Consider the following 26,157-nt stretch of genomic DNA (forward strand, 5'->3'; position numbering starts at 1 on the left):
GGCGGTAAGAATACCGCCAGGATGGCGGCGTTACCTAATCGTGCCTAAGTCCTGTAACTTGCAGAAACTACGGCAATAACTTCAACCAGTTATTAACATCAACTGTCAACTTTTGACCTAACTCTAATAACTTCCGAATCTGAGGTAATTCCCAGCGAACTTCCGCCTCAATACAAACTAAAGCATGAGAATCTGTAGAGCCGTTTCCTTCATCTGATGCGATCATCTCCTCGGCTTCTTGGCGTTGTACCCATCCCAAACATACGGGCACGATTTGACTGTGAAGCGATTGGAAATACAACTCTTGGACGCGATCTAGATTTAAGCCGAAATTGAGTTTATTTCCCAAATTAATCAGCGTATCCATACGGTCAATTTCAGCTTCGATGATGGTTGTGTTTTCCTCTTTTAACATCGCCTCAAGGGATTGTAAAATCAAGCGTTCTAAAGTTTCTTTTACTTCTGGAATATTCATCCGACACCGAAGCTGACTCGCTTCCACCGCGATCGCCTCCAATTCTGCTATGGTTGTCAAACTATAGCGTTCCTCGTAACTTTCAGCGACAAGAGCCCTCGCCGCCGTTAAACAGCGATGTCCCAAAGCCACCTCCGCAGCTACTTGTAACTCCGCAGGAACTGTCAACTCATCGCGGTGGAAAGCCATCATCACCCCGTAATTGTCCCGGTAAACTTGACTATAAAGCTGATCCAGCCGTGTCAAAGTTTCCTGACTCAATAACCTCATAATTCGGTGACGTTCCTCAGCAAATAAATTCCGCAAACTAAAGGATTGATCTCCAAACAGCCGTACCATTTCCAGAATTGCCTGGGCCGCAGAAGCCTCTTCTAGAACTGCAAACAAGCGCTCTTTGAGCATCGTATACGACCTGCGACCGCCAAAAGGTTGAATGCAGCAGTGGAAATCCCACCCCCCCAAGTGAAACACAGCAAACACAAAAACCTGAGCTTCTTGAGTAATTTCTGAGACTAACTGCACTTGACCTACTGCTAACGCCAGAGAACCCATCCGCTGCATTTGGTAATCTAGCTGGTGCGCTTGGTAACAGTAAACTTGTTGTTCGCGGGCAAAAGTAGTAAAGAGAGAACTGATCGCATAATGAGCAGTCACTTGCTCTAGACTAATTTGGGCAGTGACAACCAAATGCCGATAAACTTCCGCACCTGTCTTAAAAAAGTCCACATTACTTGGTGCAAGACTTAGACGCTGAATAAACTCCGCTTCGCAATGTATTCCTGTCACATCGGCCGCCAATTCCAAAGCACGAGCCGCATAGCGGAGGATTTGTACCCCTTCCGGTCGGGAAATCTCCTCAAAAAACCAGCCGCAGCTAGTGAACATCAGCAAGGCGTGTCGCTGCATTTCCAAGAGTCGCAAAGCGTCTACCCGTTCTGAATCATCGAGTTCGCGATCGCAATGCTTGGTTAAAAAGCGATTGACATTAGCAATAGAGCGATCGCGAATTACCTCAATATACTCATCCCGCGCCGCCCAAGGATCGGTAAAAAACTTGCGCCCCGCCCCCTCATAAATGGGAATCAATCGATCCCTGAGCCAATTGAGGCTATCTCGCAGGGGTCGCCGCCATTGTTGATGCCATGCGCCACCACCACCACAACCACAATCATCCTGCCAGCGATCGACACCATGACCGCAACTCCAAGCCGTCACTGGCTTCAGTTCCACTTCCCAAGTAGGAGAGTTGATGCTCAAATAATGGGCAAAGTTCGTCACCGTCCAGTTGCGGCGTGGAAACTCCTCTGTAAAACTATAGGCGAGGCACTTCTCAGTACCGCCTTTATGATGGCCAAAAGTTTCCCCATCTGTTGCCACTGCGATTAATTGTGCCGGTCGATGATCCCCTCGCACGGCTTGGCCCAAACGCCCTGACAAGTGCTGAGCACTGCTGAGAACATCGCTAAAGCCCATATCCCGCGAGATGGGGCCATCGTAGAAAAAGATATCAATGTAGGGCGTGTTTGGAGTAGGGATTGGCGACTTGGAATGATTGCGGCTGAAATGTTGAGTGCTGAGAGATTCTAAAGTTGAGGTGAGTGTAGGCTTGAGATAACAGCGGTAGGGGCGAGTGGGATCGATTTGGCTGCCCCCTACTTCGTGCCATTCTGGGCTGGGATCGTCCCCACTAGGAAGGGGACGGCAACGTTCTGCTTGCGATGGAGCCAAGATAATGAAGCGAATACCTTCAGCTACTAGAGTTTCTAGGGTGGCGTAGTCTACACCCGTTTCTGCCAACCACATCCCTTCGGGATCGCGGTTGAAGCGCGATCTAAAATCAGCTATCCCCCAGCGAATTTGAGTGTATTTGTCCCGCTCATTTGCCAGGGGCATGATGATATGGTTGTAGACTTGAGCGATCGCATTGCCTTTGCCCAGACGAGCGCAGGATTTGCGATCGCCCTCTAAAATTCGTTCGTAAACTTCGCGATCGTATCGTTCCAGCCAACTCATCAGCGTTGGGCCGATATTGAAACTCAGATACTCATAGTTATTAACGATCCCCACCAATTCCCCGCGATCGTTCAAAATCCGAGCAAAAGCATTCGGACGATAGCATTCATGGTGAATGCGTTCATTCCAATCGTGAAAAGGAGCCGCCCCCGGTTGGCGCTCGATCGCATCCAGATAAGGATTTTCGCGAGGTGGCTGATAGAAATGACCGTGAACCGTGACATAAACCCCTATAGCCGTGCGTGCCGGATCGACTGCTAGTGAATCAGTGGGAACCGCTGCATCCAAGGTAGAAGGTTTGACCCAGAGCGATTGAGCCGTCGTAGAATGTAGAGCCATAGAATGAGCATTCCTCAAATATTAAACACAAAAACAACCATACAATTAGCCAGACAGACCGTGCAGCAGCGCCGCCTTTTGTTCACAGTCTGTCTCAACTAAGTTTTGTAATCAAAACTTTGATAAGTAGGGACGGATTTAGCCGATACTTTTGGCAATGGAAAGATAATTTGTTTGCAAAACCCGCCCAGAGTGTCCGCTAGTAAAGGCTTGAGCATTCGTCCTAACACACAAGCCGAACCAGAAGACGGAGATTTTTTACACAAATGCCGCAACCCCCAAAGGCAAAATAGAAAAGACGTGCTACTGCTCTAGCGAAATCTAACACCGAATCTAGGTCAGTGCTTAAAGGACTAGGAATTTAATTGCCATCTATTTTACCCGATCGTAAAGTCTAATCAATTGCAGAGCAAGTTCCTATTAAGAAAATTTAACCTTTAGCAATAAGACTTTGCCACTTTAACGTTAAATTTGATATTTTACTACAAGTTTTGACACCCCCACTCCGCTCTAGGCTCTGGGGATGGGATTCTTGAGAGCTGGGCGGAACCTAAAGGCGCACTCGCTTAGCCCAAAAGCTGACTGTATAAACATTCTTCCTTCCTCCTTCCTCCTTCTTCCTTCTTCCTTCTTCCTTCTTCCTTCTTCCTTCTTCCTTCTTCCTTCTTCCTTCCTCCTTCTTCCTTCTTCCTTCTTCCTTCTTCCTTCTTCCTTCTTCCTTCTTCCTTCTTCCTTCTACTTAGCAAATTACATTAATCAGATTGTCACAGGCGATTGCACATAAACTGTAGGGTCTTCCATCGTAAACACAATCCCATGAATCGAGAGGGATTTTGCAATTTCAGCGCTTGCCAACTCTAGTAGACGTTTACGCACCTCGATCGCATTATCTTGAGAACCTAAAATTACAAAACTAACCCTTAATCTTTTTCCTGTCACATCAGCCTGATGAATATTTGTGCTATTAATATCAATCCCTGATAGATAAGCAGTTTTTTCCACTATCACTTGTTGCACTAGGGCATATTCCCGTTCTCCTAAAACACTAGCAAAGTCCATATACAATAATACCATGATTTTTTTGGCAAGAGTAACATTTTCAATTTCTACATTTACAAGAATGGAATTAGGCATCACAATAATTGTACCAGTGCCAAGGGAACGAATTTTGGTCGATCGCAAGCCAATACTTTCTACTTTCCCTAATTCTCCACCTGGTAAGCGGATATAGTCACCACTAACAAAAGGACGATCTAGATATAGAACTAAAGTCGCAATCAGTTGTTCGAGAATTTTTTGAGCAGCAAAGGCGACGGCTAAACCGACTAACCCTAAGCTTGCTACCAATCCAACTAAGTCAAAGTTGAGGCTGCGGGCAAAGGCAACTAAAGCTACAATGAAGATCAGGATATTAATAATCGTCTCAAATACCAGAATAGCATCATCACTACTAGGACTAAATTTGCCGCCTAACTTGAATCCATAGCTACGTAGGTAGCGGCTAGCTAGTTTTATCGATAACCAATATAAGCTGCCAATTAAGAATAGATTGACCAGCGGTTTTAGTAGATTATAAACCACTGGTGCTAATGGTTCTAATAAGCTCAAAGACCAACTGATAGAAATACTGAGAAAGGCAAATTGCAAAAGGCGTTCGCTCTGTTGAAAAACTTCTCTATATATATTTTCCAGGGCGTGGGGAGCTAGTTTTTTAAGCACTAATCTTAGTAAGTCTGTAGCATAGTAGGTCAATACAAAAGATCCTCCTAATGCTCCAAAAAATATCAGCCACTGGGGTTGAGAAAAGGGGGAAACCAACTGATAGCGTAGACTGCGTAAAATGGGAAACCATTCAGAACTAACTATGGCGATCGCAACCCAGCTAACACTAAAAAAAATCTTGCTAAAAAATCCAGTTTTAAACTTAAATAATCGGATTGCTATTCCTAATAAAATACGCACTACGAGCAGTGCTGCGATTACGATCGAAATCCATAGACTTCTCTGTAAAATATATTTGGAAGTGCGTTCTTTTTTAGCTTTGGCGATCGCTGTTTTTAGAATATTCCGCCATTGATCGGCTTGTTGAGATGGAGAAAAACCTGGCAGAACATCATTTGCTGTAACTGTGAGCAGGTAGTTATTATTTAAAGAAATAGAAGTAGCGCTGTTACTATCATTATTCCGCACATCAAAAGTTATGGCTCCATCAGTAGCGATCGCGTCAGCCAGTAAATTATTAGCAAATTGGGTGCGATCCCTGGCGCGAAAATTATCCACAGCTTGCAAATAAAAAAGTGGGATGCCATCAACAACCACAGGAGCGCCAGTATCACCAAAACCTTGAGCCGACACCATCGGAGTCAGCACTAGCAACCAACCCACCAGAAATAAGACAATCAGATGAATTGCACGTTTAGATACTTGTTTAAATCGCGATTGGGGAATCCACATAAATCGTTGGTTGGTCAAGGATAAAAGAAATATTATGCTTTTGAAGTTGCTTTGTAATTTGTTGGGTAGCCAAATCCAGCAATTGCCGTCTCAGATCCATTGATAACTCATTAGAACCGAGAATAAAAAAGGAAATTTGGGCATGATTCTCACCAAATGCCACCTCTGTACTACGCCAGTCTAAACCAAAAATGTCCATAGTGCTGTCCATTACGGTTTGGCGGATCAGTGCTTGCTCATTGGCAGATATCGGTTGAGGAAACTCAATCATCATTACAGACATGACTTTCTTTGCACCTGAAAAATTTTCAATGGTGGCTTGAGTGAGCGCATTATTCGGAATAATAGTGAGAGTGCCTTTACCAGAGGTGCGAATTTTAGTTGACCTCAAACCGATACTTTCTACTCGCCCAAAAGTACCTTGCTTACCCTGCTGCCCATCGGATAAGCCAATATAGTCACCAACGGTAAAAGGACGGTCAAGATTTAAGACAATCCCTCCCAAAAATTGTTCTAAAGTCTTTTGAGCGGCAAAGGCAATGGCAATACCTCCAACCCCTAAACTGGCAACTATGCCTAAAACGTTGATGTTATGACTAATGCAAAAACTTAAAATTAACGCTACAGCGATCGCAAAGTCTCCAAAATACCGAAGTAAGAAGATGGACTCGCCTTTAACTTGAGGGTTTGACTCAAAAGTTACTCCTAAAATTGTGGTATCAAAAAAGTCTCTAAATAGTCTTGACAGCATCCATCCACTAAGTATAGTGATGCCCACACTCAGGCAAAACTCGATTAAACTCAGCCATTCAGTTTGAGGGATTAGAAGTAACGTTACTTCCATTGCCGATAGAGTTAGTAACACCAAAACTATATTTCTTGAGGCAACCAATACACGGATATAAGTCTGCGTTAATAATTTGGGAGCGAACCAACTTAACGGTAATTTTAAGATAGAAAAGAGCGTCATTCCTGCTAATAGCGCCATCCCTCCTGCTATCAGAATTAAGGTGATTTGCAGTAAGCGATCGCCATTATTTAAAACCAGTTCTGATGCTTGAGAAATCTCATTAGTTGTTTCTATCATGGCAAAGTTTAATAATTTAAGTTTCTGGTTTATTATAACGGATCTTCTAATTCTACTATTTTCCCCTTGATAAATCTGTCTTAGGAATTAGTTCTTCACTGTCAAGCGTAATAATGTTTTACCATCCTGGGGTAATTTGATGGGAGTAACTTGATTGGAAATGCTTGACTGTGGGGAAAGAGTTAAACGTTCTTGTCCGATCTGCCACTTGGTATACAGATATGATGAAATCGCTGCATATCGAGATCTCTCAAAATTTATTTGTTCGGAACTGCGCCGTGAAACTGATATAATCAAACTGAGGGAAGGATAACGATTTAATAAAGTACCTATTTTGTCTAATGTACTACTTGCGGATGATGGAAGAGTGGATAAATATAGCTCAAACAAAATCTCTCCAGCTAATGAATCGATCTGTTCTAACTTTACATTCGCATCTTCAACACCCAAACGACTGCGAATATCTTGAATCACTAAGGAACGAGCATCCTCACTCATACTGCGATCGCTCAGATAGGTAATCGAAATCATCATTGACTGGGCTTTACTCGTTGTTACAGCATAGTCTAGTAACTGAACTTTTGGCGGCAATGCTAGATTAATCAGGGAGGAGTTTAGTTTTTGCAAGAGTTCTCCCTGCAATTCATTGAAATTGGGCGCAGGAGTCTCTACTGCCGCTCGCACTTCTTCTTGTTTAGCCAGAATTTCGTTGGAAGCGATCGGAATCTCGTTCAGAGTAAATTGAATCTGTTTTGGTTCCTTGTCAAATTTTTGAGCAAGTTCCTTTATATAGCGCTCTTTTTCTACAGGTGAGTAAAGTTTGCTGGTAAAAATATTTAATTGCAAGTTCATTAGCCGATCTTGTTCGCGCACGGCAACTCGTTCAATCGTAGAGCGTGGTTGCCCATCGGGGAGAGTGCTAAAGTCTCTTTGCCAAACCTCAGTAACAGTGCGACGCAAGAAGTTTTGCCTTTGCTTTTGAGCAACCTCATCGCCCAACTTGACGAAGGCATTACTCAGGGGAATTAAAAGTGCCACAATCGCCAACAATCCTACCAGTAATCTGCCTGGTAAGCTACCAATTGGGCGCAACTTTTGTAAAAATGGATAGCGACCTAGAAATTGCTGAATAGTATCGCTTTCAAGATCGTTTGTTTCCCAAATTCTAACTTTTTCGCGTACCGTATCTGTATCGATGTGTAGAGCTAGAAAAACAAGCAGTGATGAAAATGCGATTGCGACTAAATTAGTTATAAATAGCAGCCCTCCGCCCCTTGCGGTTTGGAATCCATCGGACTGATTCAGGCTTAAAGCAGTACCGATACCATAGCCAACAACGCATAGAGGTGGCATTAAAGCAACGGCGATCGCGGCCCCTGGAATTGAGTTAACCACGCCTTTAATCGGACGACAGGTTGCTAATGCACCAACGGCTCCCGAAAAAAGGGCAATTACCAGATCGAGGGTGTTAGGTTGGGTGCGCCCAGCAATTTCGCTAGTTATTTCCTTAAAAGGCAGTAAGAAAATTAGAATTACGGCAAAACTAATGGCAACTGCACAACTCAAAGTCAGGTTAGCGATCGCACGAGCCAGCAAAACAAAATCCCCTGTTGCCAATGCTAATCCTAGGGAGAGAATTGGCCCCATTAGAGGAGATATTAGCATTGCCCCAATAATTACCGCAGGGCTATTGAGAATCAGCCCAAGGGTGGCTATACCTGCGGCAAAAACAACCTGAAGCCAGTAGGAGGCATCGCGTAGTGTCGCAGCTTGCGAGATTTCTAAATACACCTCGGCTTTACGCTGTTCGTCTACGCCCATTTGCATTCCTAACCAATTACGGTAGTTTTGCCATAGGGTAGGAATATCGTCGGACTTATTCATGGGGTCTTACTCTCTTTTGTTTACTATATACTCTTAAGGCTAAACTTTACCTTACTTTGCTTAACGATTAGGTTAGCTACTCATCCATAGCGGTTATTTTTCCCACTGCGGAAAGCGCAGTGCTATAGTTAGGAGACAACCAGGGGAATAGTTTTGCCTAGCAAGCGTGTTTGAGCGATCGCGTTCGTCAAATCACGATCGCCATGAACGAACTTATAATAATTCGTCAATTGCCACCATAATTCATTGTATAAGTATATGTCAACAAAGTTTTTTACGAATAGGGAAGAAAACACTTTAATCAAAAAATTTGAAGGGGTTTTTACCTATAATCCCAACATTCAATATTTTGACGCTTTAGTAGGCTACTTCAGGGCATCAGGTTATTTCAGAATCAGACCATTTTTAGACAAAGTTCCAAATATTAGAATATTGGTAGGGATCAACATTGACAAAATGCTGGCTGATGCTCACAAATCTGGGCTTGATTTTTTTAGTAACTACGAAAGAACAAAAGAAGATTTTATCAGGGAAATTCAAAAAGATATTGCACAAGCCAATTATGACAAAGACACCGAAAACGGTATTTTACAATTCATTGACGATATAATTCAAAAGAAAATACAAGTCAAGGCACATCCCGAAAAAAAGATCCACGCCAAAGTTTATATTTTACGTCCTGAACCATTTAATGAACATACACCTGCCACAGTAATCACGGGTTCTTCAAATCTTACGGATGCTGGACTTGGTGGAGGAAACTTTTATAATTATGAGTTCAATGTTCAACTAACAGAATATCCTGATGTCCAATTTGCTACCGCAGAATTTGAAAAGCTTTGGGCTGAATCTGTTGATATATTGCCAGTTGATATTCAGGGCATCAAAAAGGAAACTTATTTGAATGAAGAAACAAGTCCCTTTGAATTATATATAAAATTGCTGACTGAATATTTTGACAAAAATATTGAGTACGATCCAGACTCTATAGGTGATTTACCTCAAAACTTTAAAAAACTTTCTTATCAAGTTGATGCCGTCAATGAAGGCTTTAATATGCTGCTAAAACACAACGGCTTTATCTTGGCTGATGTTGTGGGATTAGGTAAAACTGTTATTGCCGCAATGGTTGCCAAAAAGTTTTTAATGCAAAATGGTAGAGAGAATACAAAAATATTAGTTGTTTATCCGCCAGCAGTTGAAAAAAACTGGAAAGACACTTTTAATAATTTTGATATTGACAAATACACCAAGTTTATCAGTAATGGAAGCCTGGACAAAATCTTGAACTCGCATCAAGACTATTGGAACAAAGAAGAATATGATTTGGTGATAGCTGATGAAGCACACAAGTTTCGTAATTACAAAACAGGTACTTTTCAAAACTTACAATTAATTTGCAAAAGCCCCAGAGCAAATGAGGGTTTAATCAAAGGTAGTCAGAAAAAAGTAATTTTAGTATCTGCCACACCTTTGAATAACAAACCTGATGATATTTTTTATCAAATACAAATGTTTCAGGATGCCAGACAGTCAACACTTCCTATTACAAATTTGACTGCTTTTTTTAGTCCCTTAATGGAGCAATACAAAAGCCTAAAACGCTTGGAAGAATTAGATGTAAACAAGCTTAGAGAGATTTATGGTAAAATTCGTAAAAATGTAATTGAACCTATTACTATTCGGAGAACACGAACTGACCTAGAAAATATTGCTGAGTATAAATTAGACTTAGCAGAACAAAAAATTAAATTCCCAAAGGTAGAACCACCTAAAAAAGTGGAATATATAATGGATGATAAACTAAATGAATTGTTTAACAAAACAGTTTCTTATCTAACAGATAAAGCTCAACTAAAATACAGCCGTTACCAAGCCATTGCCGGGTTAAACCAACAAGTTCAAAGCCAGTATTACGAAAACGCAGAAACGGTTTCTAAATCCTTAGCATTTATAATGAAAACTCAGTTGATTAAAAGATTGGAAAGTAGTTTTTATGCCTTTAAAAAATCTCTAAGCAATTTTCAAAAAGCCACCGACAGAATGATTGAAATGTTTAACAATGACAAAATATTTATTGCACCGGATACTGATGTAAACAAACTATTAGATAAGGGTTGGAGTGATGAACAAATTGAGGAAGAAATAAACAAATTAAGCGCAGACAATCCGAAAAACCAAACTTTTAAAAAGGCGGATTTTAAGCCAGATTTTATTGCGAGTTTAGAGAATGATTCTCTACTTTTAAAGGAATTAGTTGAAAACTGGAATGCTATAGAAAATGATCCCAAATTAGATGTATTTATTGCACAATTAAACAAACTATTCCTTGATAAAAAAACTAATTTAGAGGGTAAGTTGGTGATATTTTCTGAGTCAAAAGATACTGTTGACTATTTAGCTGAGGCTCTAAAAAATGAAGGCAGAAAAGATGTGTTGGTAGTTTCAAGTGAAAATAGAAACAAATTGTATGATACGATAGTAACTAACTTTGATGCTAACTGTACGCAAAAACAGGTAAATAATTACAGTATAATCATTACTACTGAAGTTTTGGCAGAAGGAGTAAACTTGCATCGTTCTAATGTCATTATTCACTATGATACACCTTGGAACTCAACCAAATTGATGCAAAGGATTGGGCGGGTGAATCGGATTGGTACTAAAGCTACCGCCATTTATAATTATGTCTTTTATCCTTCGGCCCAAGGCGATTCGCAAATCAAGTTAAATAAAACTGCTTTGATGAAAATTCAGGGTTTTCATACTGCATTTGGGGAGGACAATCAAGTGTTTTCAACGGAGGAAATTTTAGATGAAGTTAAACTTTTTAGCGGAACTTATAAGGAGGAACAAGACGAACGCTTAAAATTTCTTTACTTCCTACGCAATTTCAGGGAAAACAACAAAACTTGGTTCGATAAAATTAAAAAAATGCCTTTAAAATCAAGGGCGGGCAGAAGTGCAACTAAAATTAATAAACCTGATTTACAAAATGGCACGGCGGCATTTTTAAAGACAGATAAAAAGTTTGAATTTTATTGGGTGGATAGCAACAACCAACCCAGAGAAATTACACCCATTGAAGCATTTAAGATATTTGAAGCCGATCGAAACGAAAAAAATGCAGAATTAATCGCCAGTCATCACGATCATGTAAACAATGCGATTAAACATTTTGAAACACTGGAATATGAGTTAGTTCAGGCGCAAACAGACCCAGAAGCATTAGGCGGTGTGGCGCAAAGGGCAAAAAAAGGGCTTTCAGAAATGATTAAATATCCCAAATTAACTGAGAAACAAAGGGAAAATATTAAGAAAATTATCAACCTGATTGATATAGGGAAATATACTAATTTACCTTCGGAGGTTGACAAGCTGCAAAAGAAACAAGTAAAATCAGATACGGCGATTTTAGAACTTGATAAAATTGCTCAAAAATATAGTGTTGATGTCTCGGATGTCCAAAAAGGACAAAAGAGAAAAGTTGAAAAACCAGTTTTAATTATTTCAGAATCTTTTGCATAATTATGACACAACAAATTAAAGATATATTCAATCAACGTTACAATCAAGCCAAATGGAAACAATTTCTAGGCCAAACCTTTGCTAATGCTCAATTAACACCAACTCCCCAAACTCTTACGGGAATTGATAATCATGTAGCTTCCCATGCCCAAAAGTTAGGCTATATTCTGTTAGATGAAAATGGCATTAAACGACAAATTGGGGTGTATGAAGTAACGCTGGAGCCCGGTATTATCTTAGAACGTAATCGGGTAGGATTAAGAAATTTATTGCGTAAATACTGGAAAGATATTGATGCGGCTTTTATTGCTTATCATCGTCCAGAAAGTGCAAATTGGCGTTTTACTTATGTTTCGGAATTAACGGGCTATAATCCAGAAGGCGAATTTATAAAAATCAAAACTGAACCTAAACGCTACACCTATCTATTAGGTGAAGGTGAAAGCATAAGAACCGCTGTTGAACGGTTTGAACTCATTGCTAAAAAAGGGAGTAAAGTTACTTTAGATGATGTCAAAGAAGCTTTCTCAGTAGAGAAACTTTCTAAAGCATTTTTTGATAAGTATAAAGAGCATTATGATATTTTTTGTAAATATATGGTTTCACAACCAGGAATTAGCCAAACGATTTTTAATGGTGACGAAAAAGCTATCCGTGATTTTAATAAGAAATTATTGGGGCGGATTGTGTTTTTATATTTCATCCAGAAAAAAGGCTGGTTAGGTGTGCCCAAAAATCAAAGTTGGGGAAAAGGGGATCGTAACTTTTTAACTAATCACTTTCAAGGTTTTCCCCATCCAGAACTTTTTTATCACGATTTTTTATCAGTATTATTTTTTGATACGCTCAACACCAAACGCCGGGATGATTTAATTAAATTGGGAGAATGTGAACCTTGCAGAATCCCTTTTTTGAATGGTGGTTTATTTGAAGAAGAAAATAAGAATCATCGCAACTTAATTTTTACTGCTAACTTATTTAAAAATCTTTTTAACTTTTTTGATCAATACAATTTTACCATTTATGAAGATGATCCCAACGATCATACTGTGGCGGTTGATCCTGAAATGTTGGGGCATATTTTTGAGAACTTACTGGAAGATAATAAAGACAAAGGCGCATATTATACACCGAAAGAAATTGTCCATTATATGTGTCAGGAAAGTTTGATTGAATATTTAACTACTTGGTTTGAAAGTCAGGGTTATGATATTATTGGTTATGCCAGTATTGGGAATCTTGAACAACCGGAATTATTTCCTATAAATCAAGGAAGACAAGGACAATTAGAACTAGAAATTGTAGTCACATCCTCATCAAAAAAAATAGACCGGATATTAATTGAAAAGTTGCTTAAAAAGACTTTAGATGATGAGGATCAGAAATTAATAAAAAAGTATTCTACTGAATTTCATCAGGCATTAGACAAGGTAAAAATTTGCGATCCGGCTATTGGTTCGGGGGCTTTTCCGATGGGTTTGTTGCACGAAATATTTACGGCTAAACAAACACTGCATACTTTTGAATTTGGCAATACGACTAATTTTGATGCTTCGGGTGTGAAGCTAAATATTATCCAAAACAGTATCTATGGTGTAGATATTGAACGCGGTGCGGTGGATATTGCTAGACTACGTTTTTGGCTGAGTTTAATTGTAGATGAACCTGAACCCAAAGCATTACCTAATCTGGATTATAAGATTGTGGTGGGTAATAGTTTGGTGAGTAAGTTAGATGATAATATTATTGATATTGACTGGAATATAGATCAAACTGCTCACGGACTTTTTGGGCATGATTTAGCCAAACAACAGCGCGTATTGCTAAGGAAAATAAGTCAAGAACAAAAAGAGTTTTTTAGCCCAGATAGCGATAAGAAAAAACTATCTGCTGATATTCGCAATCTAAAAATTGATTTGCTTATAAACCAATTGGAGTTAATGGTTAAAACCCAAGGGCAAGAAACTGAACCCCTGGCTGTAAACTTTAAGGATAAAAAGAAATTTGTCAAAGCCACTGAACAGTATTATGAAAGCCTTGGTTGGAAAAATACTATTACTCAATTAAAGAAACTGAAAACTAAACCAGAATTACCGCTTAATTTTTTTGAGTGGAAGTTAGATTTTCCAGAGGTTATGAATGAGCAAGTTGTGGAAAATGTGGGTTTTGATATTGTGATTGGAAATCCGCCTTATGTAAGTGCCAATAATATGTCAATAAAAGATAGGGAACAACTTAATAATTCATTAGAATATTTAACTCTTACTGGTAAGTGGGATTTATATATTGCATTTACAGAAAAAGCTCTCAGACTTGTATCAAATTGTGGTATTTTTACTTTTATCATTCCTTATGGTTTTTTGAATCAACCTTTTGCTAAAGCAATACGCAAAAAAATATTAGAAAAATTTACAATTCTTAGTATTGTCGATTTGCACAATGAAAAGATTTTTCAAAATGCTACTGTTCCATCTTGTATTCCATTAATTCAGAATCAAATAAAAGAAGATTACAGTCTTGATATTTTGGAATTTTATGAAGATGATTTCCAAGTAAAATACTCAATAGATATTCAAAAATACCATAGTGCAGAACAATATATGTTTAGAACAGAGAACCTAAATAAGTTCTCTAAGATTCTTGAAAAAATAAAAAAAGATAATAGTAAGATAAAGTCATATTTTTATGTTTCAACTGGGGCAGAAATTCATGGTAAAGAAAAACGTTCTAAAGATGGATCAACTGTTTCTGGAAAAAGTAAGTTTGAGGTTTTATATCATAATTATTCAGATAATTTAAAACCTTATATAGAAGGCTCTGCAATTATTAAATCTAAAAAAGGAAGATACTCGTACCCAAAAATTGATACATGGCTTGATTATAGTAATCCAGAAAAAATGCGTTCTTCAAAATTTAAAGAACTATTTGATAGTGAAAAAATTATCATTAGAGGAAGCTCCGGTTTATTAAGAATACTTGCTATTTATGATGAAGAAAAAATTTACACATCACACAAATGCACTTTAGTAATCAACAAATGTAATTTACCACAAGAACACAGAGAATATTTATCTCAAAAAGATTTGGAATTAAAATATTTATTGGCAATCTTAAATAGTCAATTGATTGATTTTTATTATGCTTCTGTTTATGGTGGTTTTATTGATGTTTACCCAAATAATTTGAAAGAATTACCCATTAAAGTTATTTCATTTGAAAAACAACAAACTCTAATAAAATTAGTAGATGAAATATTGAAAAAAAAGAAAAAAGATGTTAAGGCAGACGTATCAGAAATAGAGCAACAAATAGATAATTTAGTTTACAAACTTTACGAATTAACATATCAAGAAGTAAAAATAATAGACCCAGAATTGGGATTAACTGAACAAGAATATGATGCCATCAAAGTAGAATAGATATTGCCTTAAGCATGGGTTGTGCTAAACTAGAAATAACTCTAAGACTCAAAGGAGAAAGATGATAATAATTACCTTAGAAAAGGCGATCGCTTGTAGAAGTCAAATAAATCCGTTCGCCGTTCGAGCGAAAGGTTCCTGTTCCCTGGGCGGTTTGACTTGGCTCCACTGACTGTGGGATCGAAGTGCTTACTGCTGGAGCGGTTTAACTGGACACCACTGACTGCGGGCGCGATCCACATTACTTGCAAAGTGCCAGAATTACTTGGATTGATGGGTAGCTGTAGGAGACCACAATTATAATCATTCAAGACCACATTGCTTACTTTCTTGTTGCCTTGTCCTCCTTTAAACCTAAATGCTGAACACAAAGAACTTACTTTCACTGTTGCTAGTATTTATCCCGATTTCTATTGCCTCCCACTTCCTGGGATGGGGATCGACCACAGTCTTTATCACATCAGCCTTGGCGATCGTGCCTCTAGCCGCTTGGATGGGCACCGCCACCGAAGAAATCGCCGTAGTCCTCGGCCCCAACCTCGGCGGCTTACTTAACGCCACCTTCGGCAATGCCACAGAACTGATCATTGGCATTATCGCCCTCAATGCCGGACTCATTGATGTCGTCAAAGCCAGCATCACAGGTTCTATCATCAGCAACCTCCTGCTAGTCATGGGTTTTGCCATGTTCCTAGGAGGGTTGCGCTACAAAGAGCAAGAATTTCAGCCAATGGTGGCTCGCTTGAACGCCTCCGCCATGAATCTCGCCGTGATCGCGATTTTAGTGCCGACAGCCGTTGATGCCACATCTCCGGGGATCGATGCTGCAACCATGCAGAAACTCTCCAGCGCCGTCGCCATAGTGCTGATTATAGTCTACGTGCTGACGCTGCTGTTCTCAATGAAAACCCATACCTACCTCTACGATGCAGGAGTTGCAGAGACGGATTTAGAGGGATTAGCCGAAAACAACTTGGCAGAAGACTCCCCCGATCATAAAGTTAATTTGCCCCTGTGGATTGGGGTGTTGTTGGTCTGTACCCTCACGGTAGCCTACGAGTCAGAATTACTCGTCGATACTCTCGAAGAAGCTACCGCCGTTCTAGGGTTAACGTCCCTGTTTACTGGGGTAATTCTGGTTCCTATTATTGGTAATGCCGCCGAACACGCTACAGCGGTGACAGTGGCGATGAAAAATAAAATGGATTTGTCTGTGTCAGTGGCACTGGGATCGAGTTTGCAAATTGCTTTGTTTGTAGCCCCCGTCTTAGTCCTAGCAGGGTTTATTTTGGGCAAACCGATGGATTTGAACTTCAACCCCTTTGAACTGATCGCTGTCACCGTATCAGTGCTGATTGCCAATTCCATCAGTTCAGACGGCAATTCAAACTGGCTCGAAGGTATTTTGCTCTTAGCTGCTTATCTGGTTTTGGCTCTTGCTTTCTACTTCCATCCAGTTGTTGAAGGACTAGCGTTATAATCTTTGAAGTGGCTGATAAGTAATCGTAGGGTAGCTGCTGCAATGACCGTATAGCCTCAAAAGCTAAACTATGGTGGTGGCTACCCTACAGACTGAGTGCCTAGGTCTTAGGGAAAAGAGTGGGTTGAGTTATTTGATTTGAAGAATTCCAAATCAAAAAAGTAATATATCACTGCCAAGATACAAAACTAAAGGGATAATTTATCCCGTTTCTTTAGACCGGGGAGTGTCAAGGGAATTTTAATTTTGAGCAAATAAAATTACTCATGCAGATTTAGGGTATTTTAAATTAAGTGGCTTTATGACCCGACTGTGAACTATGCCAAAGCAGTCTCAACAAGATATTTTGAGCAATGCGTGAGCAAGACAGAGAGTGAGTGAGTCAGCGTGAGGCTAGAATGCTTGCTAAGTAAGGCGTTATGAGCTTATTGTATGAGTTATTGCCTCAATCCCAAATGCCCAAATCCTTCTGACCCAGCGAATGCTGACAGACCCGTTTGTCGTCACTGCGGTTCGGAACTCGTGCTGGAAGGTCGATATCGGGTGATTGTGCCTCTCGGAGGCGGCGGCTTTGGCAAAACTTATGAAATAGACGACCGAGGCGAGCGCAAAGTCTTGAAAGTCTTACTCAAAGACCATCCTAAAGCTGTAGCTCTGTTCAAGCAAGAAGCAGATGTATTGGCTAGACTACGACATCCCGGCATTCCCAAAGTAGACCGCGATGGCTACTTCGTTTATTCGCCAGCCGAGAGCACAGAGCAATTCCATTGTCTGGTGATGGAGAAAATTTCTGGCGCAAATTTGCAGGATTGGCTGAAAAGTCGGGGTAAGCCGATTACTCAAGAGCAAGCTGTGGAGTGGTTGAGACAACTGGCGGATATTTTGGATAAGGTTCACGGACTCCATTATTTCCACCGCGATATTAAGCCGCACAATATCATGTGCAAACCTAATGGGCAATTAGTGCTGATTGACTTCGGAACTGCTAGAGAAGTCTCGGCTACCTACTTTGCTAAGGTGGGTCAAGGTCAAAATGTCACGGGTATTGTTTCTCCAGGCTATTCGCCTCCAGAACAAACAAATGGTAAGGCTGTCCCTCAGTCAGATTTTTTTGCGCTAGGCCGTACCTTTGTCTATTTACTAACAGGAAAACCGCCGACGGCTTTTCCAGAAAACCCCCGCACGGGTAAGTTGATGTGGCGCAAAGGTGCACCCCACGTTTCGGATGGGGTGGCGAGTGTGATTGATTATTTGATGGCTCCATTTCCGGGGAATCGGCCTCAAAGTCCACAGATGATTTTGCAGTGTTTAGCCGAAATTGATTTAAGTGGGGAGCCGATTTCGTCAGCAACTCAGTTTCCAGGGGGTTCGCAGCTTAAAGGCAGGGGAAATACTAATCCGCCAGTGACGACTAGGCAAAATTCTGGAAGTAGGCTTCAAACTAATACGAAGAATGGGTCTACTAAAACCTACAGGAACCCCGCACAATTACAAAATAAATTGTTAGTGGGTGGTGCAGTGCTACTATTGGCGCTGGGTTTTTCTCAAGTTTACAGTTCGGTGCGCTACGGATTTTTTGCTAATCCTGTCTGGTTGCTTTCGAGTTTACCAAGCAGTCAATTTTTAGAAAGAACTTTTAGCGATGTTGGTAATGTTAATGCGATCGCGGTTAGTCCAGATGGTCAAACTCTAGCTTCGGGAAGTTTTGGGACGATCAGGGTTTGGAACTTGAAGACGGGAAAGTTGCTCCGCACGATTAATCAGGTACATTCTAAGAAGTGGGTGAGATCGTTGGCGATCGCGCCGGATAACAGGACTTTAGTTAGTGGTGGTGATGATAATAATATTAGTATTTGGAATCTGAAAACTGGTAAGGCGCTCCGTACAATGTCTGGTCATAAGGGTGGGGTGAATGCGATCGCTATTAGTCGCGATGGTCAAATTTTGGCTTCTGGTAGTGATGATAAGACTGTGTGTTTGTGGAATCTGAAAAATGGCAGCCGGATGCTTACTTTGAGTGGTCATGGAGCTCAGGTTAATGCTCTTACTTTCAGCCGCGATGGTCAAACTCTGGTTTCTGGTAGTGATGATAAGACGATTCGTTTGTGGAATTTTACAAGTGGGAAATTAAGAACTGTGTTGAAAGGCCACGCGGGTGCTGTGAAAACTTTAGCTATTAGTTCTGATGGTCAAACTTTGGCTTCTGGTAGTAGTGATAATACGATTAGAATTTGGAATCTGAAAACTGGTAAATATACTAGGACTCTTGATGGTCATTCTAGTTGGGTGAGAACTCTGGCTATTAGTCCAGATGGTAAGACTCTTGTAAGTGGCGGTGGGAGGGTGATTGTGTGGGATTTGAGGAAGGGTAAGGAGGAAACTACTCTTCAGGGGCATAGTATGTTTGTGAGTGCGATCGCGATCTCTCCTGATGGTAAGAGTATTATTACTGGGAGTCCCGATCAAACTTTGAAAATTTGGAAAATGCCTTAATATAGCAACCGCCTTGGCGGTTGCTATAATTGCCCTAATGCGCTAAAGCGCAACTACGTACCTTTGAGTAAATTATTGAATTTTGATTCTACTGATAGCTAAACAACCTCTACAAACACACCACTGCGGGCAAATTGTTCTTCATCAGCAGTGAAGTGTGGGGCTTTATCAATCAGGTCAGGATCGAAGTAGTATGTATCCTGTAGGAAATTTCCGCCGATCGCAGCCTCCTCCAAATCCTTGATATAATCTTCGGCGATCGTACAAGCCGCCTTAATCCCTTCGATATCGCCTTTTTCCAAAAGCTTTTGCAAAGTAGTTCTCACAGCCGAAAGCCGGGATGCAGGCTTCAGCATCCCATAAAGACCATAGATGCGATCGGTGGAAATGCTAATATGTTTAAGTGCTTTGGCTCGCGCTAACTCAGAATCAAGACTCGGCCAATAGCGAGTAGTGTAAAAAGCTTTTTCATCCTTGTGATACCACTCTTCCGAACGAGCAATAGATGAAGACACAGTGTTGTGTAATTTCCAGAAAAATAAGCGCAGAGAAGGGCCATCAACCACAGTAGAAAGCTTTGCTTCTAGGGACACCTTAAAGTCAGTAAGATTCAAGTCTCGGCCCAGTACAAGGTACTCCACAGGGTACATTTCCACTTCCTTATTCTGCACAACATAGGCATTGAGGTGGTGGCGACAGTAAGGACAGGGATACATCGTGGCAAACAGTTGAAAAAACTCCTTGAAAACGGCTACCAAGGCTTTTTGTTGCTCAGGCGTTTTAGTAGATACAATTTCCGCACTGGTGTGGAAGAAACGCCAAACCGCTGGCCCGATATAGTATGGGAAACTGACTCGCATCTGGGCATCTTTGATATCACTGCGGCCCAGAGATATATCAATGAATGATACATAATGGGAAAGTGCGCCAGAGTCGCGTCCAAACTCCTGGCGTTCCCGCCGTTTTTGCACCCCATTTAGGTAGTTGTGAGTGAGCAACCAAGCTTGTTTAAGCATTAGCTTTTGTTGAGGAGTGCATTTTGAAAAGCCATCTGCAACATCCGCACCATAAGTGTCAAATTCCCCTGACTCTTTTGTGGATTGATACCATTTGTCCAAAGCCGCTGCGTCAGGAATAGTATTACTGTGGATATCGGCGGCGGTGCTGACGCTGAAAGCAGCCAATAGTTTTGGCATAAATTCTTCATACCAATAAGCCACCGGCATCATTGCACCATCTACTTGTTCAGAGGCATCAGAGAGGATGACGCGGTTCCACTTTTTGAGGTAATCTTTGGGATCTCCGGCTGATTGCTCTACTTCTGGAGCATTCTCTTGATTGAGTTCCATCTTTCTGAGTCGATTGAGCTCATTAATGGCAAGTACACCTTCGGCAACATCGCGCAAGTTGAGACGTTTTTTCTTGATAGTGATGGCAAACTCAACTCCGGCGGCAAACTTTTCTTTAACAGTGGCAGATTTACCTCGCGCCTCTAACATGGCTTTTTGTTCTGCCAACATTTCTGGGGTTTTTTCGATCGCCTTCCAATTCTTAATCCGGTCTTCTAGTCGGGCATACTCATTAGTAATTGATTCTACCACTGCATCGAGTAAGGGGTTGCAAGCTGGTTCGACGATACCTAATCCTTTGTAAAGCGCGATCGCGGTCTTCACAAATTTGACAAAATCAGTGATTCTGTAGGGTAGATTTCTTACCCGCAAATGGGTTTCGTGGTTGGCGGAGAAACTCTCGCGGAAGCAGCGATAGGCGGCTCCCTGAATTAGGCGAAATAGACCAATTTGCATCTGTAAGCGGGATGTACCGCGCTTTGTCTCGTTTTGTGGGTGTTTGGCGAGTAATTCTGTTAGCCTCGCTACCTCTGCATCTATTTCACTGGGTGCTTCCTGTGGTGCGGGTGCTGTGGTGGTGGGTTCTACCTCATTGGTAGTTGTGGGTGTACTTTCGGTAGCTGTTGTACTCGCAGCACTTGCGGCTGGCTGAGGTGAAGTGGTAGGCGGAATTGGTGAGTCTTGATAACCTGTAGTTATCTCGGACTCTTCGGGTACGAGTTTACAGAACTCTTCAAAGTCAATGGAAGCATCGCCATCATGATCGACTTCTTGTACTATCTCATTAAGTTCTTTATCTGTCAGCCCAAACTGGCTCATTACACTACGGAGCTCATCGGCGGTGATTTGACCGCTTCCGTCTTCATCAAAAACGGTGAATGCTAGCTTTAGGCGACTGGTGCGATCGCCTTGCTGGGAAACTATCAATGCTTTAAACTCTTCAAAATCGATACTTCCCGACAAATCAACATCTACTTCTTTGATCATGTCGCGTAGTTCGGTGTCGCTAGGGCTCTGTCCCAAGGAACGCATCACTTGACCGAGTTCTTCTGCTGAAATAGCACCGCTACCGTCTGTGTCAAACATTTTGAATGCTTCCCACAGCTTTTCTACCTCTGCCTCAGTCATTGGCGTTCTTTCAACTTCTACAGGTGTCATAATTATGTTCTCCAAAGTATTGATGTAGAACTTATGCAGTTAAGTTTTTTGAATGGGTAAGTCTGATTCTAGTTAGTTCTCACAATACCAGAAATAGTACGGAACTCTAACCTGGCAAATTTTGCAGGGGATGGTTTTGATGCCGAAGCGATCGCCAGATAGAGTCATACTCATAACGATTTCACGCTATCACAAGTGTGGCACTTATCACTGACGATCATCCGTGCCATAATGTCAAGCATTGACAGTAGCTTTTTCTAAAGGATAAAGTAGAAGGCAATTAAATCTTTCCCACAAATACAATAAGTTTTATGGCTCAAACAATGATTTTACCCGGCACTTACGTTGAAGTGCGGGCGGAAGGCTTAATTGCACCCAGTGGAGTTCCAACAGGAAATATTGGTATTGTTGGTACTGCCAATCAGGGTGCTGAAAATGAAGTGAAATTGGTAAGTAGTCTGTCAGAAGCTAAAGAAATTTTTGGTGATAGTAAGCAAGCGCCAGAAATTCAAGTCGAACTAACTTTAGTTCGCGCCTTAGAACTGATTTATAAAAATGGCGGACAAACAGTTTATGCCGTGCGAACTTCGGGAGCAAAGCCAGAAGATTATCAAAAAAGTTTAGCACTGCTAGAAAATCAAATTGTCAATATTGTTGTCTTAGCGGGGCAAGATGCTAACCAAAAGTCGATGGTAGATGCCCTCCAAGGACATTTGAAAACTACAGCAGGAATTAAACGCGAAAGAATTGGTATTATTGGCAGCGGATTTAAAAACGATAAAGATGATTTCGATCAAATTAGAAATCATACTCTTAGCGATGATGAAGGTCGCCTGATCTTTACCGCCCCCGGAATTTTGATGACTTCTGCTGGCAAGGTAGAAACAAAATCTGGAGCTTATTTAGCGGCGGCTATAGCTGGTTTAATTGCTTCTTTGAACGTGCAAGCTAGCCCCACGAATAAAAACCTGAGTATTGAAGGACTTACCACTGAGTTTAACAATGCTCAACTAGAAGAATTGGTGCAGAAAAAAGTCTTGACGGTAGAAGCTCGGAGTGGATATCGAGTTGTTAAAGGAATCACTACAGCCAACAGTCCTTGGAATCAAATTACCACCCGCCGGATTGTTGACTATGCAATTTATGGAGTTCGCTCCTCTTGCGATCCTTATATTGGCAAGTTGAATAATGAGCGAGTGCGTGGAGCAATGAAAGCAACCTTAGATGCTTTTTTAACGAGTATGGTAGAAAGCGAAGCTCTGATCGGTTATCAACTGGAGGTTTCGGCTACTCGCCCACAGGAAGTTGCTGGACAAGTCGCTGTAAAAATGATTTTACAACCGACATTCAGTATTGATTTCATCCAAGTGACGATGTATCTAGGATAAACGATTCATCAATTCAGAAAAATTACCGAGTTGTTAATTATTAGGAGGAAATTATGCCGAATGTAAATGTTTTTAGAGGTTCCGATGCTTCGTTGGTTTTAGCGGTAGATAATAAAGAATCAGTTGAGGGGAAATTAGCAGAGGCTCTGATCGGTGATTACGAATTTTCTAATATGGTGGGACGCTTACAAAATGTCCAGGTTAAGGTAGAAAACGAATTACGAGCCTATCACGAATTAGGAAAGAGCTTTGCTACGGAATTACGCCCAGGTAATATTAGCGTTTCTGGTTCGATAGAGCGAGCGCATATAAATGGAGCTTTGTTGCGGTTGCTACTAGGTGATGGCGCTAAAAGTCCTCCTCCAAATGGATCGATTCCTCAGCCTTCTTTTAATATTGTTATCTCACTCAAAAATCCATCTTTACCCGATAACAGCAGTACGCTAACAGTATTTGGTGTTAAGTTTGAGAGCTGGAGTTTTGCTTTGCCTGAAGATGATTTTGTCATGGAAGGAGCGACATTCAAAGCTTTACGAATTAGTTCTGAGGAAACGGGTTGATAATTGGTTAATATCTGACCTATTACACAATTTTTATAATAGGTCAGTTAAGCTCAAGCTCACAATTTGGAGCAAATATAGTTATCTTAAATGATTTTTTTAGGACTAAAATAGGATTGCTATATCTCCAGATTTTTCTATCTTATCCTCTCAATTATGCCATTTTTCACACCGGAAGAACTGCTTGGTGGCTCAGAAATTATTTTTGATGTGGCAATTCCACCAGAGGTATTGCAACCTGCCAGAAGAAGCACTAAAGTTGATGGGGAGTTAGTAGTGCAATTACGTCCGCTAACGATTGGTACTTTTGGGTTGATTATGAAAGCTGCCAAAAACGATCCTGTGTTGATTCCTTTGTTGATGATTAAAGAATCTTTAGTGCAACCAACTCTTTCGTTAGAGGAAGTTAAAGGTATGAATATAGGGCTAGTTAATTTTTTAATTGCTCAAATTCGGCAAATTAGTGGACTGTCGGAAAAAAAAATGAGTTCGAGTTAAGTGATTCACCACTGGTTTTAGCTAGCTATCGGTTAGCGCGGGCTTTTGGTTGGACTCCTCAACAGGTGCGATCGATGACTATGGCGCAGGTGTCGATCTATTTACAACTTTTAGATGAGGAGAAGCGGGGGGGACAAGAAAAATAAGACAAGAGTTAATACTTAATAAGGGGATGGGAGAAGTGGAGACAGATTACAGGAGTTTAATAGATATTGGCATCAGTCTCAAGAAAGACTTTGAGGCTTTGGTGCAAAACTATACAAGTAGATGGTTAGCTGATGGTATTTTCTGTACAGAATATTGGCAAGAAGTTGATAATTTATTACAAGTAACTGCTCAAGTAGAGGAGGCGATCGATGAAGCAGAAACGTGGAAAAAATCGCTGACTTTAGGGTTTATTCCTTCTGATTTGGTTAGCGATCGCTCTGTCAATGTTGAGGAGAAAAAAACATCTGATATTCGTGGAGTAATTCGTCCATATTTAGAAACTGGGAAAAGATACGAGTTTTTAGTTGATGCTGATGCACCAGTTTCTAGTGCGAGCGCTAAATCTAGTTACACAGATTCTTCATTTTTCCCTATAAGACCGATAATTCAAAATCAGAGTGATTCTATGGCGGATTTTTCATCAACACCGCAAATTGAACCTAGAGTTGCATCGCAGAGCCTCAAACCGATGTTTGGCAATTCATCAGCAGATATAGGAGAAGTTTCTTTACCTAATCAAGTTGACACAGAATTTGCTCATCTTCAACCTAGTTCGGTTCAGTTTGATTCTGAATTATCGACTTTTGCTGAAGTTTTGCCAGTTGATAAATCTGCTAGTTATCTCCGTCCTGAATGGCAAAATATTGATGTCAATATTGAGAATTTGAATGGTAATAGTGAAGGGAAGGAGTTATCACAAGCAGGAAGAAACCATAGGGATATTCAGGAAGATTTAGGTACTAACTCGAATTCGATTAAAGGCTTTAAAGACCTGGCTAATTTTTTGGCAGCTCAACCTAATCAAGAACATATAATTGATGATGTTACATCGGACAAGCCACCAGCAAATAAAGGTAAGTTTATGGAGACAATTAATTCTAAAATGTCGCAGTTTGCAGAGGAGGTTGTATCTGGGTTAAAATCTGAGAGACAGCAGATAGGGAATGTGGTAAGTTTCTCAGAAAAATCAGAACAAAATTCTGGTTTTTCTGAGTTAGGTAAGCAAGAAATTAGGGAGGAAAGAATTACAACATTATCCAATTACCGTCAAGATGTAGAAGCAGGGATAGAATTTATACCGATGAGTAGCGATCGCATTCCAGAACTGGATATGGAGACGATTGTATCAGCGATCGCCCAAGAAATTAGTCGAGAATATCGCCGATTTTATGGAGAGTAATTATGGCTATTAAATTAGGACAAATTGAGCTGAATAGAGTGCATAAAATTGTCACCCTAGAACAAGCTGATTGGGTGAGTCATCGGATTCCCGGTAAATTGGGAAATCTCGTGCAAGATTTGGGTCGAGATTCTGTACAATTGGAAATTAACGGAATTTTTTATGGACAAAATGCAGGAGAGGGTTTAGAATTTCTACGAAAAATCTACAAAGAGCGAACGGCTGTTGATTTTGTAGCGGAAATAGTCGGTCAATCATATTTTAGCAAAGTTGTATTAGAAAAAATTGAAGTTTTGCAGGTGGCGCGATCGCCAGATGAATTTAGCTATCGGCTGATTGTTGCGGAGTATATTGAGCCTCCTAAACCCAGTGCATCCCCAGGAGTTTCTAAGTTAGATCTAAAAATCAAACTTGAGTCTGCTACACTGATGAATGTCGCTAGTTTAAGTGATGCTTTGCAGATGGGGAATTTGCCAGAAATTACTAACCCCATAGAACCTTTAAAAACTTCCTTAGAGCCTGTCAAAGAAGCAACTAAAGACTTGGATAAAGCGACGGCTGGATTGAAAGCACTTTTTAAAATTTAGTGCTGATTTATGATTGTTTAGCTTGAATTTATACATTCCATATTTAACCTTGATGGAG

At 40.6% G+C, this 26,157-nt stretch carries 16 protein-coding genes; 9 read left to right on the plus strand and 7 right to left on the minus strand.

Features of this window, described 5'->3' with window-relative positions:
* Window positions 1-67: 67 nt before the first annotated feature.
* The 5 genes from PY364_RS01600 to PY364_RS01620 all read right to left on the minus strand — a co-directional run bounded on the left by PY364_RS01600 (window position 68) and on the right by PY364_RS01620 (window position 8,252).
* Complete coding sequence (locus tag PY364_RS01600; protein ID WP_275519873.1) at window positions 68-2,827, minus strand: DUF3536 domain-containing protein; 2,760 nt, start codon at window positions 2,825-2,827, stop codon at window positions 68-70.
* Window positions 2,828-3,393: 566 nt separating this feature from the next.
* Complete coding sequence (locus tag PY364_RS01605; protein ID WP_275519875.1) at window positions 3,394-3,573, minus strand: hypothetical protein; 180 nt, start codon at window positions 3,571-3,573, stop codon at window positions 3,394-3,396.
* A gap of 10 nt (window positions 3,574-3,583) precedes the next feature.
* Window positions 3,584-5,281: a mechanosensitive ion channel domain-containing protein gene (locus tag PY364_RS01610; RefSeq protein ID WP_275519877.1), complete on the minus strand. Its 1,698-nt coding sequence runs from the start codon at window positions 5,279-5,281 to the stop codon at window positions 3,584-3,586.
* Complete coding sequence (locus tag PY364_RS01615; protein WP_275519879.1) at window positions 5,256-6,368, minus strand: mechanosensitive ion channel domain-containing protein; 1,113 nt, start codon at window positions 6,366-6,368, stop codon at window positions 5,256-5,258. The genes PY364_RS01610 and PY364_RS01615 overlap by 26 nt, the downstream gene beginning before the upstream one ends.
* An 87-nt stretch (window positions 6,369-6,455) precedes the next feature.
* Entirely contained in the window at window positions 6,456-8,252 is a 1,797-nt protein-coding gene (locus PY364_RS01620) for a DUF389 domain-containing protein (RefSeq protein WP_275519881.1), read from the minus strand.
* Between the two features lie 258 nt (window positions 8,253-8,510).
* Here PY364_RS01620 and PY364_RS01625 point away from each other — a divergent pair, with 258 nt between their 5' ends.
* Window positions 8,511-11,780 carry a helicase-related protein gene (locus tag PY364_RS01625; RefSeq protein WP_275519883.1) on the plus strand — a complete coding sequence of 1,090 codons (3,270 nt, stop codon included), beginning with the start codon at window positions 8,511-8,513 and terminating at the stop codon, window positions 11,778-11,780.
* A gap of 2 nt (window positions 11,781-11,782) precedes the next feature.
* Window positions 11,783-15,199, plus strand: a complete 3,417-nt coding sequence (locus tag PY364_RS01630) for a TaqI-like C-terminal specificity domain-containing protein (protein WP_275519885.1) — start codon at window positions 11,783-11,785, stop codon at window positions 15,197-15,199.
* Window positions 15,200-15,270: 71 nt separating this feature from the next.
* Here the strand turns inward: PY364_RS01630 and PY364_RS01635 are convergent, their stop codons facing one another.
* The gene (locus PY364_RS01635; RefSeq protein WP_275519887.1) at window positions 15,271-15,510 is read right to left on the minus strand and encodes a hypothetical protein; all 240 of its coding nucleotides are present in this window, start codon (window positions 15,508-15,510) and stop codon (window positions 15,271-15,273) included.
* Between the two features lie 47 nt (window positions 15,511-15,557).
* Here PY364_RS01635 and cax point away from each other — a divergent pair, with 47 nt between their 5' ends.
* A complete protein-coding gene (gene cax, locus PY364_RS01640; RefSeq protein WP_275519889.1) occupies window positions 15,558-16,679 on the plus strand; it encodes a calcium/proton exchanger in 1,122 nt (373 codons plus the stop codon).
* Between the two features lie 432 nt (window positions 16,680-17,111).
* Complete coding sequence (locus tag PY364_RS01645; RefSeq protein WP_275519891.1) at window positions 17,112-19,172, plus strand: serine/threonine-protein kinase; 2,061 nt, start codon at window positions 17,112-17,114, stop codon at window positions 19,170-19,172.
* 98 nt (window positions 19,173-19,270) lie between these two features.
* Here PY364_RS01645 and PY364_RS01650 read toward each other — a convergent pair whose 3' ends face one another.
* Window positions 19,271-21,679, minus strand: coding sequence for an EF-hand domain-containing protein (locus tag PY364_RS01650; RefSeq protein ID WP_275519893.1), 2,409 nt, complete (start codon window positions 21,677-21,679; stop codon window positions 19,271-19,273).
* 311 nt (window positions 21,680-21,990) lie between these two features.
* Here PY364_RS01650 and PY364_RS01655 point away from each other — a divergent pair, with 311 nt between their 5' ends.
* The 5 genes from PY364_RS01655 (at window position 21,991) to PY364_RS01675 (ending at window position 26,099) form a co-directional block, all read left to right on the plus strand.
* Entirely contained in the window at window positions 21,991-23,067 is a 1,077-nt protein-coding gene (locus PY364_RS01655) for a phage tail sheath C-terminal domain-containing protein (protein ID WP_275519895.1), read from the plus strand.
* Between the two features lie 53 nt (window positions 23,068-23,120).
* Window positions 23,121-23,627, plus strand: a complete 507-nt coding sequence (locus tag PY364_RS01660) for a hypothetical protein (protein WP_275519897.1) — start codon at window positions 23,121-23,123, stop codon at window positions 23,625-23,627.
* Window positions 23,628-23,783: 156 nt separating this feature from the next.
* Window positions 23,784-24,125: a hypothetical protein gene (locus PY364_RS01665; RefSeq protein WP_275519899.1), complete on the plus strand. Its 342-nt coding sequence runs from the start codon at window positions 23,784-23,786 to the stop codon at window positions 24,123-24,125.
* A gap of 181 nt (window positions 24,126-24,306) precedes the next feature.
* Window positions 24,307-25,512 carry a hypothetical protein gene (locus tag PY364_RS01670; RefSeq protein WP_275519901.1) on the plus strand — a complete coding sequence of 402 codons (1,206 nt, stop codon included), beginning with the start codon at window positions 24,307-24,309 and terminating at the stop codon, window positions 25,510-25,512.
* Window positions 25,513-25,514: 2 nt separating this feature from the next.
* Window positions 25,515-26,099 carry a DNA circularization N-terminal domain-containing protein gene (locus tag PY364_RS01675; protein ID WP_275519903.1) on the plus strand — a complete coding sequence of 195 codons (585 nt, stop codon included), beginning with the start codon at window positions 25,515-25,517 and terminating at the stop codon, window positions 26,097-26,099.
* Window positions 26,100-26,157 lie beyond the last annotated feature (58 nt).

The sequence above is a fragment of the Kamptonema sp. UHCC 0994 genome (genome assembly GCF_029167235.1).
GTDB lineage: Bacteria > Cyanobacteriota > Cyanobacteriia > Cyanobacteriales > Microcoleaceae > Kamptonema.

What these genes read in the sequence shown, in the direction of transcription:
- PY364_RS01615 (WP_275519879.1), bottom strand. Translation starts at nt 6,368, where the DNA reads ATGATAGAAACAACTAATGAGATTTCTCAAGCATCAGAACTGGTTTTA.
- PY364_RS01655 (WP_275519895.1), top strand. Translation starts at nt 21,991, where the DNA reads ATGGCTCAAACAATGATTTTACCCGGCACTTACGTTGAAGTGCGGGCG.
- PY364_RS01625 (WP_275519883.1), top strand. Translation starts at nt 8,511, where the DNA reads ATGTCAACAAAGTTTTTTACGAATAGGGAAGAAAACACTTTAATCAAA.
- PY364_RS01610 (WP_275519877.1), bottom strand. Translation starts at nt 5,281, where the DNA reads ATGTGGATTCCCCAATCGCGATTTAAACAAGTATCTAAACGTGCAATT.
- PY364_RS01660 (WP_275519897.1), top strand. Translation starts at nt 23,121, where the DNA reads ATGCCGAATGTAAATGTTTTTAGAGGTTCCGATGCTTCGTTGGTTTTA.
- cax (WP_275519889.1), top strand. Translation starts at nt 15,558, where the DNA reads ATGCTGAACACAAAGAACTTACTTTCACTGTTGCTAGTATTTATCCCG.
- PY364_RS01675 (WP_275519903.1), top strand. Translation starts at nt 25,515, where the DNA reads ATGGCTATTAAATTAGGACAAATTGAGCTGAATAGAGTGCATAAAATT.
- PY364_RS01620 (WP_275519881.1), bottom strand. Translation starts at nt 8,252, where the DNA reads ATGAATAAGTCCGACGATATTCCTACCCTATGGCAAAACTACCGTAAT.
- PY364_RS01665 (WP_275519899.1), top strand. Translation starts at nt 23,784, where the DNA reads ATGCCATTTTTCACACCGGAAGAACTGCTTGGTGGCTCAGAAATTATT.
- PY364_RS01630 (WP_275519885.1), top strand. Translation starts at nt 11,783, where the DNA reads ATGACACAACAAATTAAAGATATATTCAATCAACGTTACAATCAAGCC.
- PY364_RS01645 (WP_275519891.1), top strand. Translation starts at nt 17,112, where the DNA reads ATGAGTTATTGCCTCAATCCCAAATGCCCAAATCCTTCTGACCCAGCG.
- PY364_RS01650 (WP_275519893.1), bottom strand. Translation starts at nt 21,679, where the DNA reads ATGACACCTGTAGAAGTTGAAAGAACGCCAATGACTGAGGCAGAGGTA.
- PY364_RS01600 (WP_275519873.1), bottom strand. Translation starts at nt 2,827, where the DNA reads ATGGCTCTACATTCTACGACGGCTCAATCGCTCTGGGTCAAACCTTCT.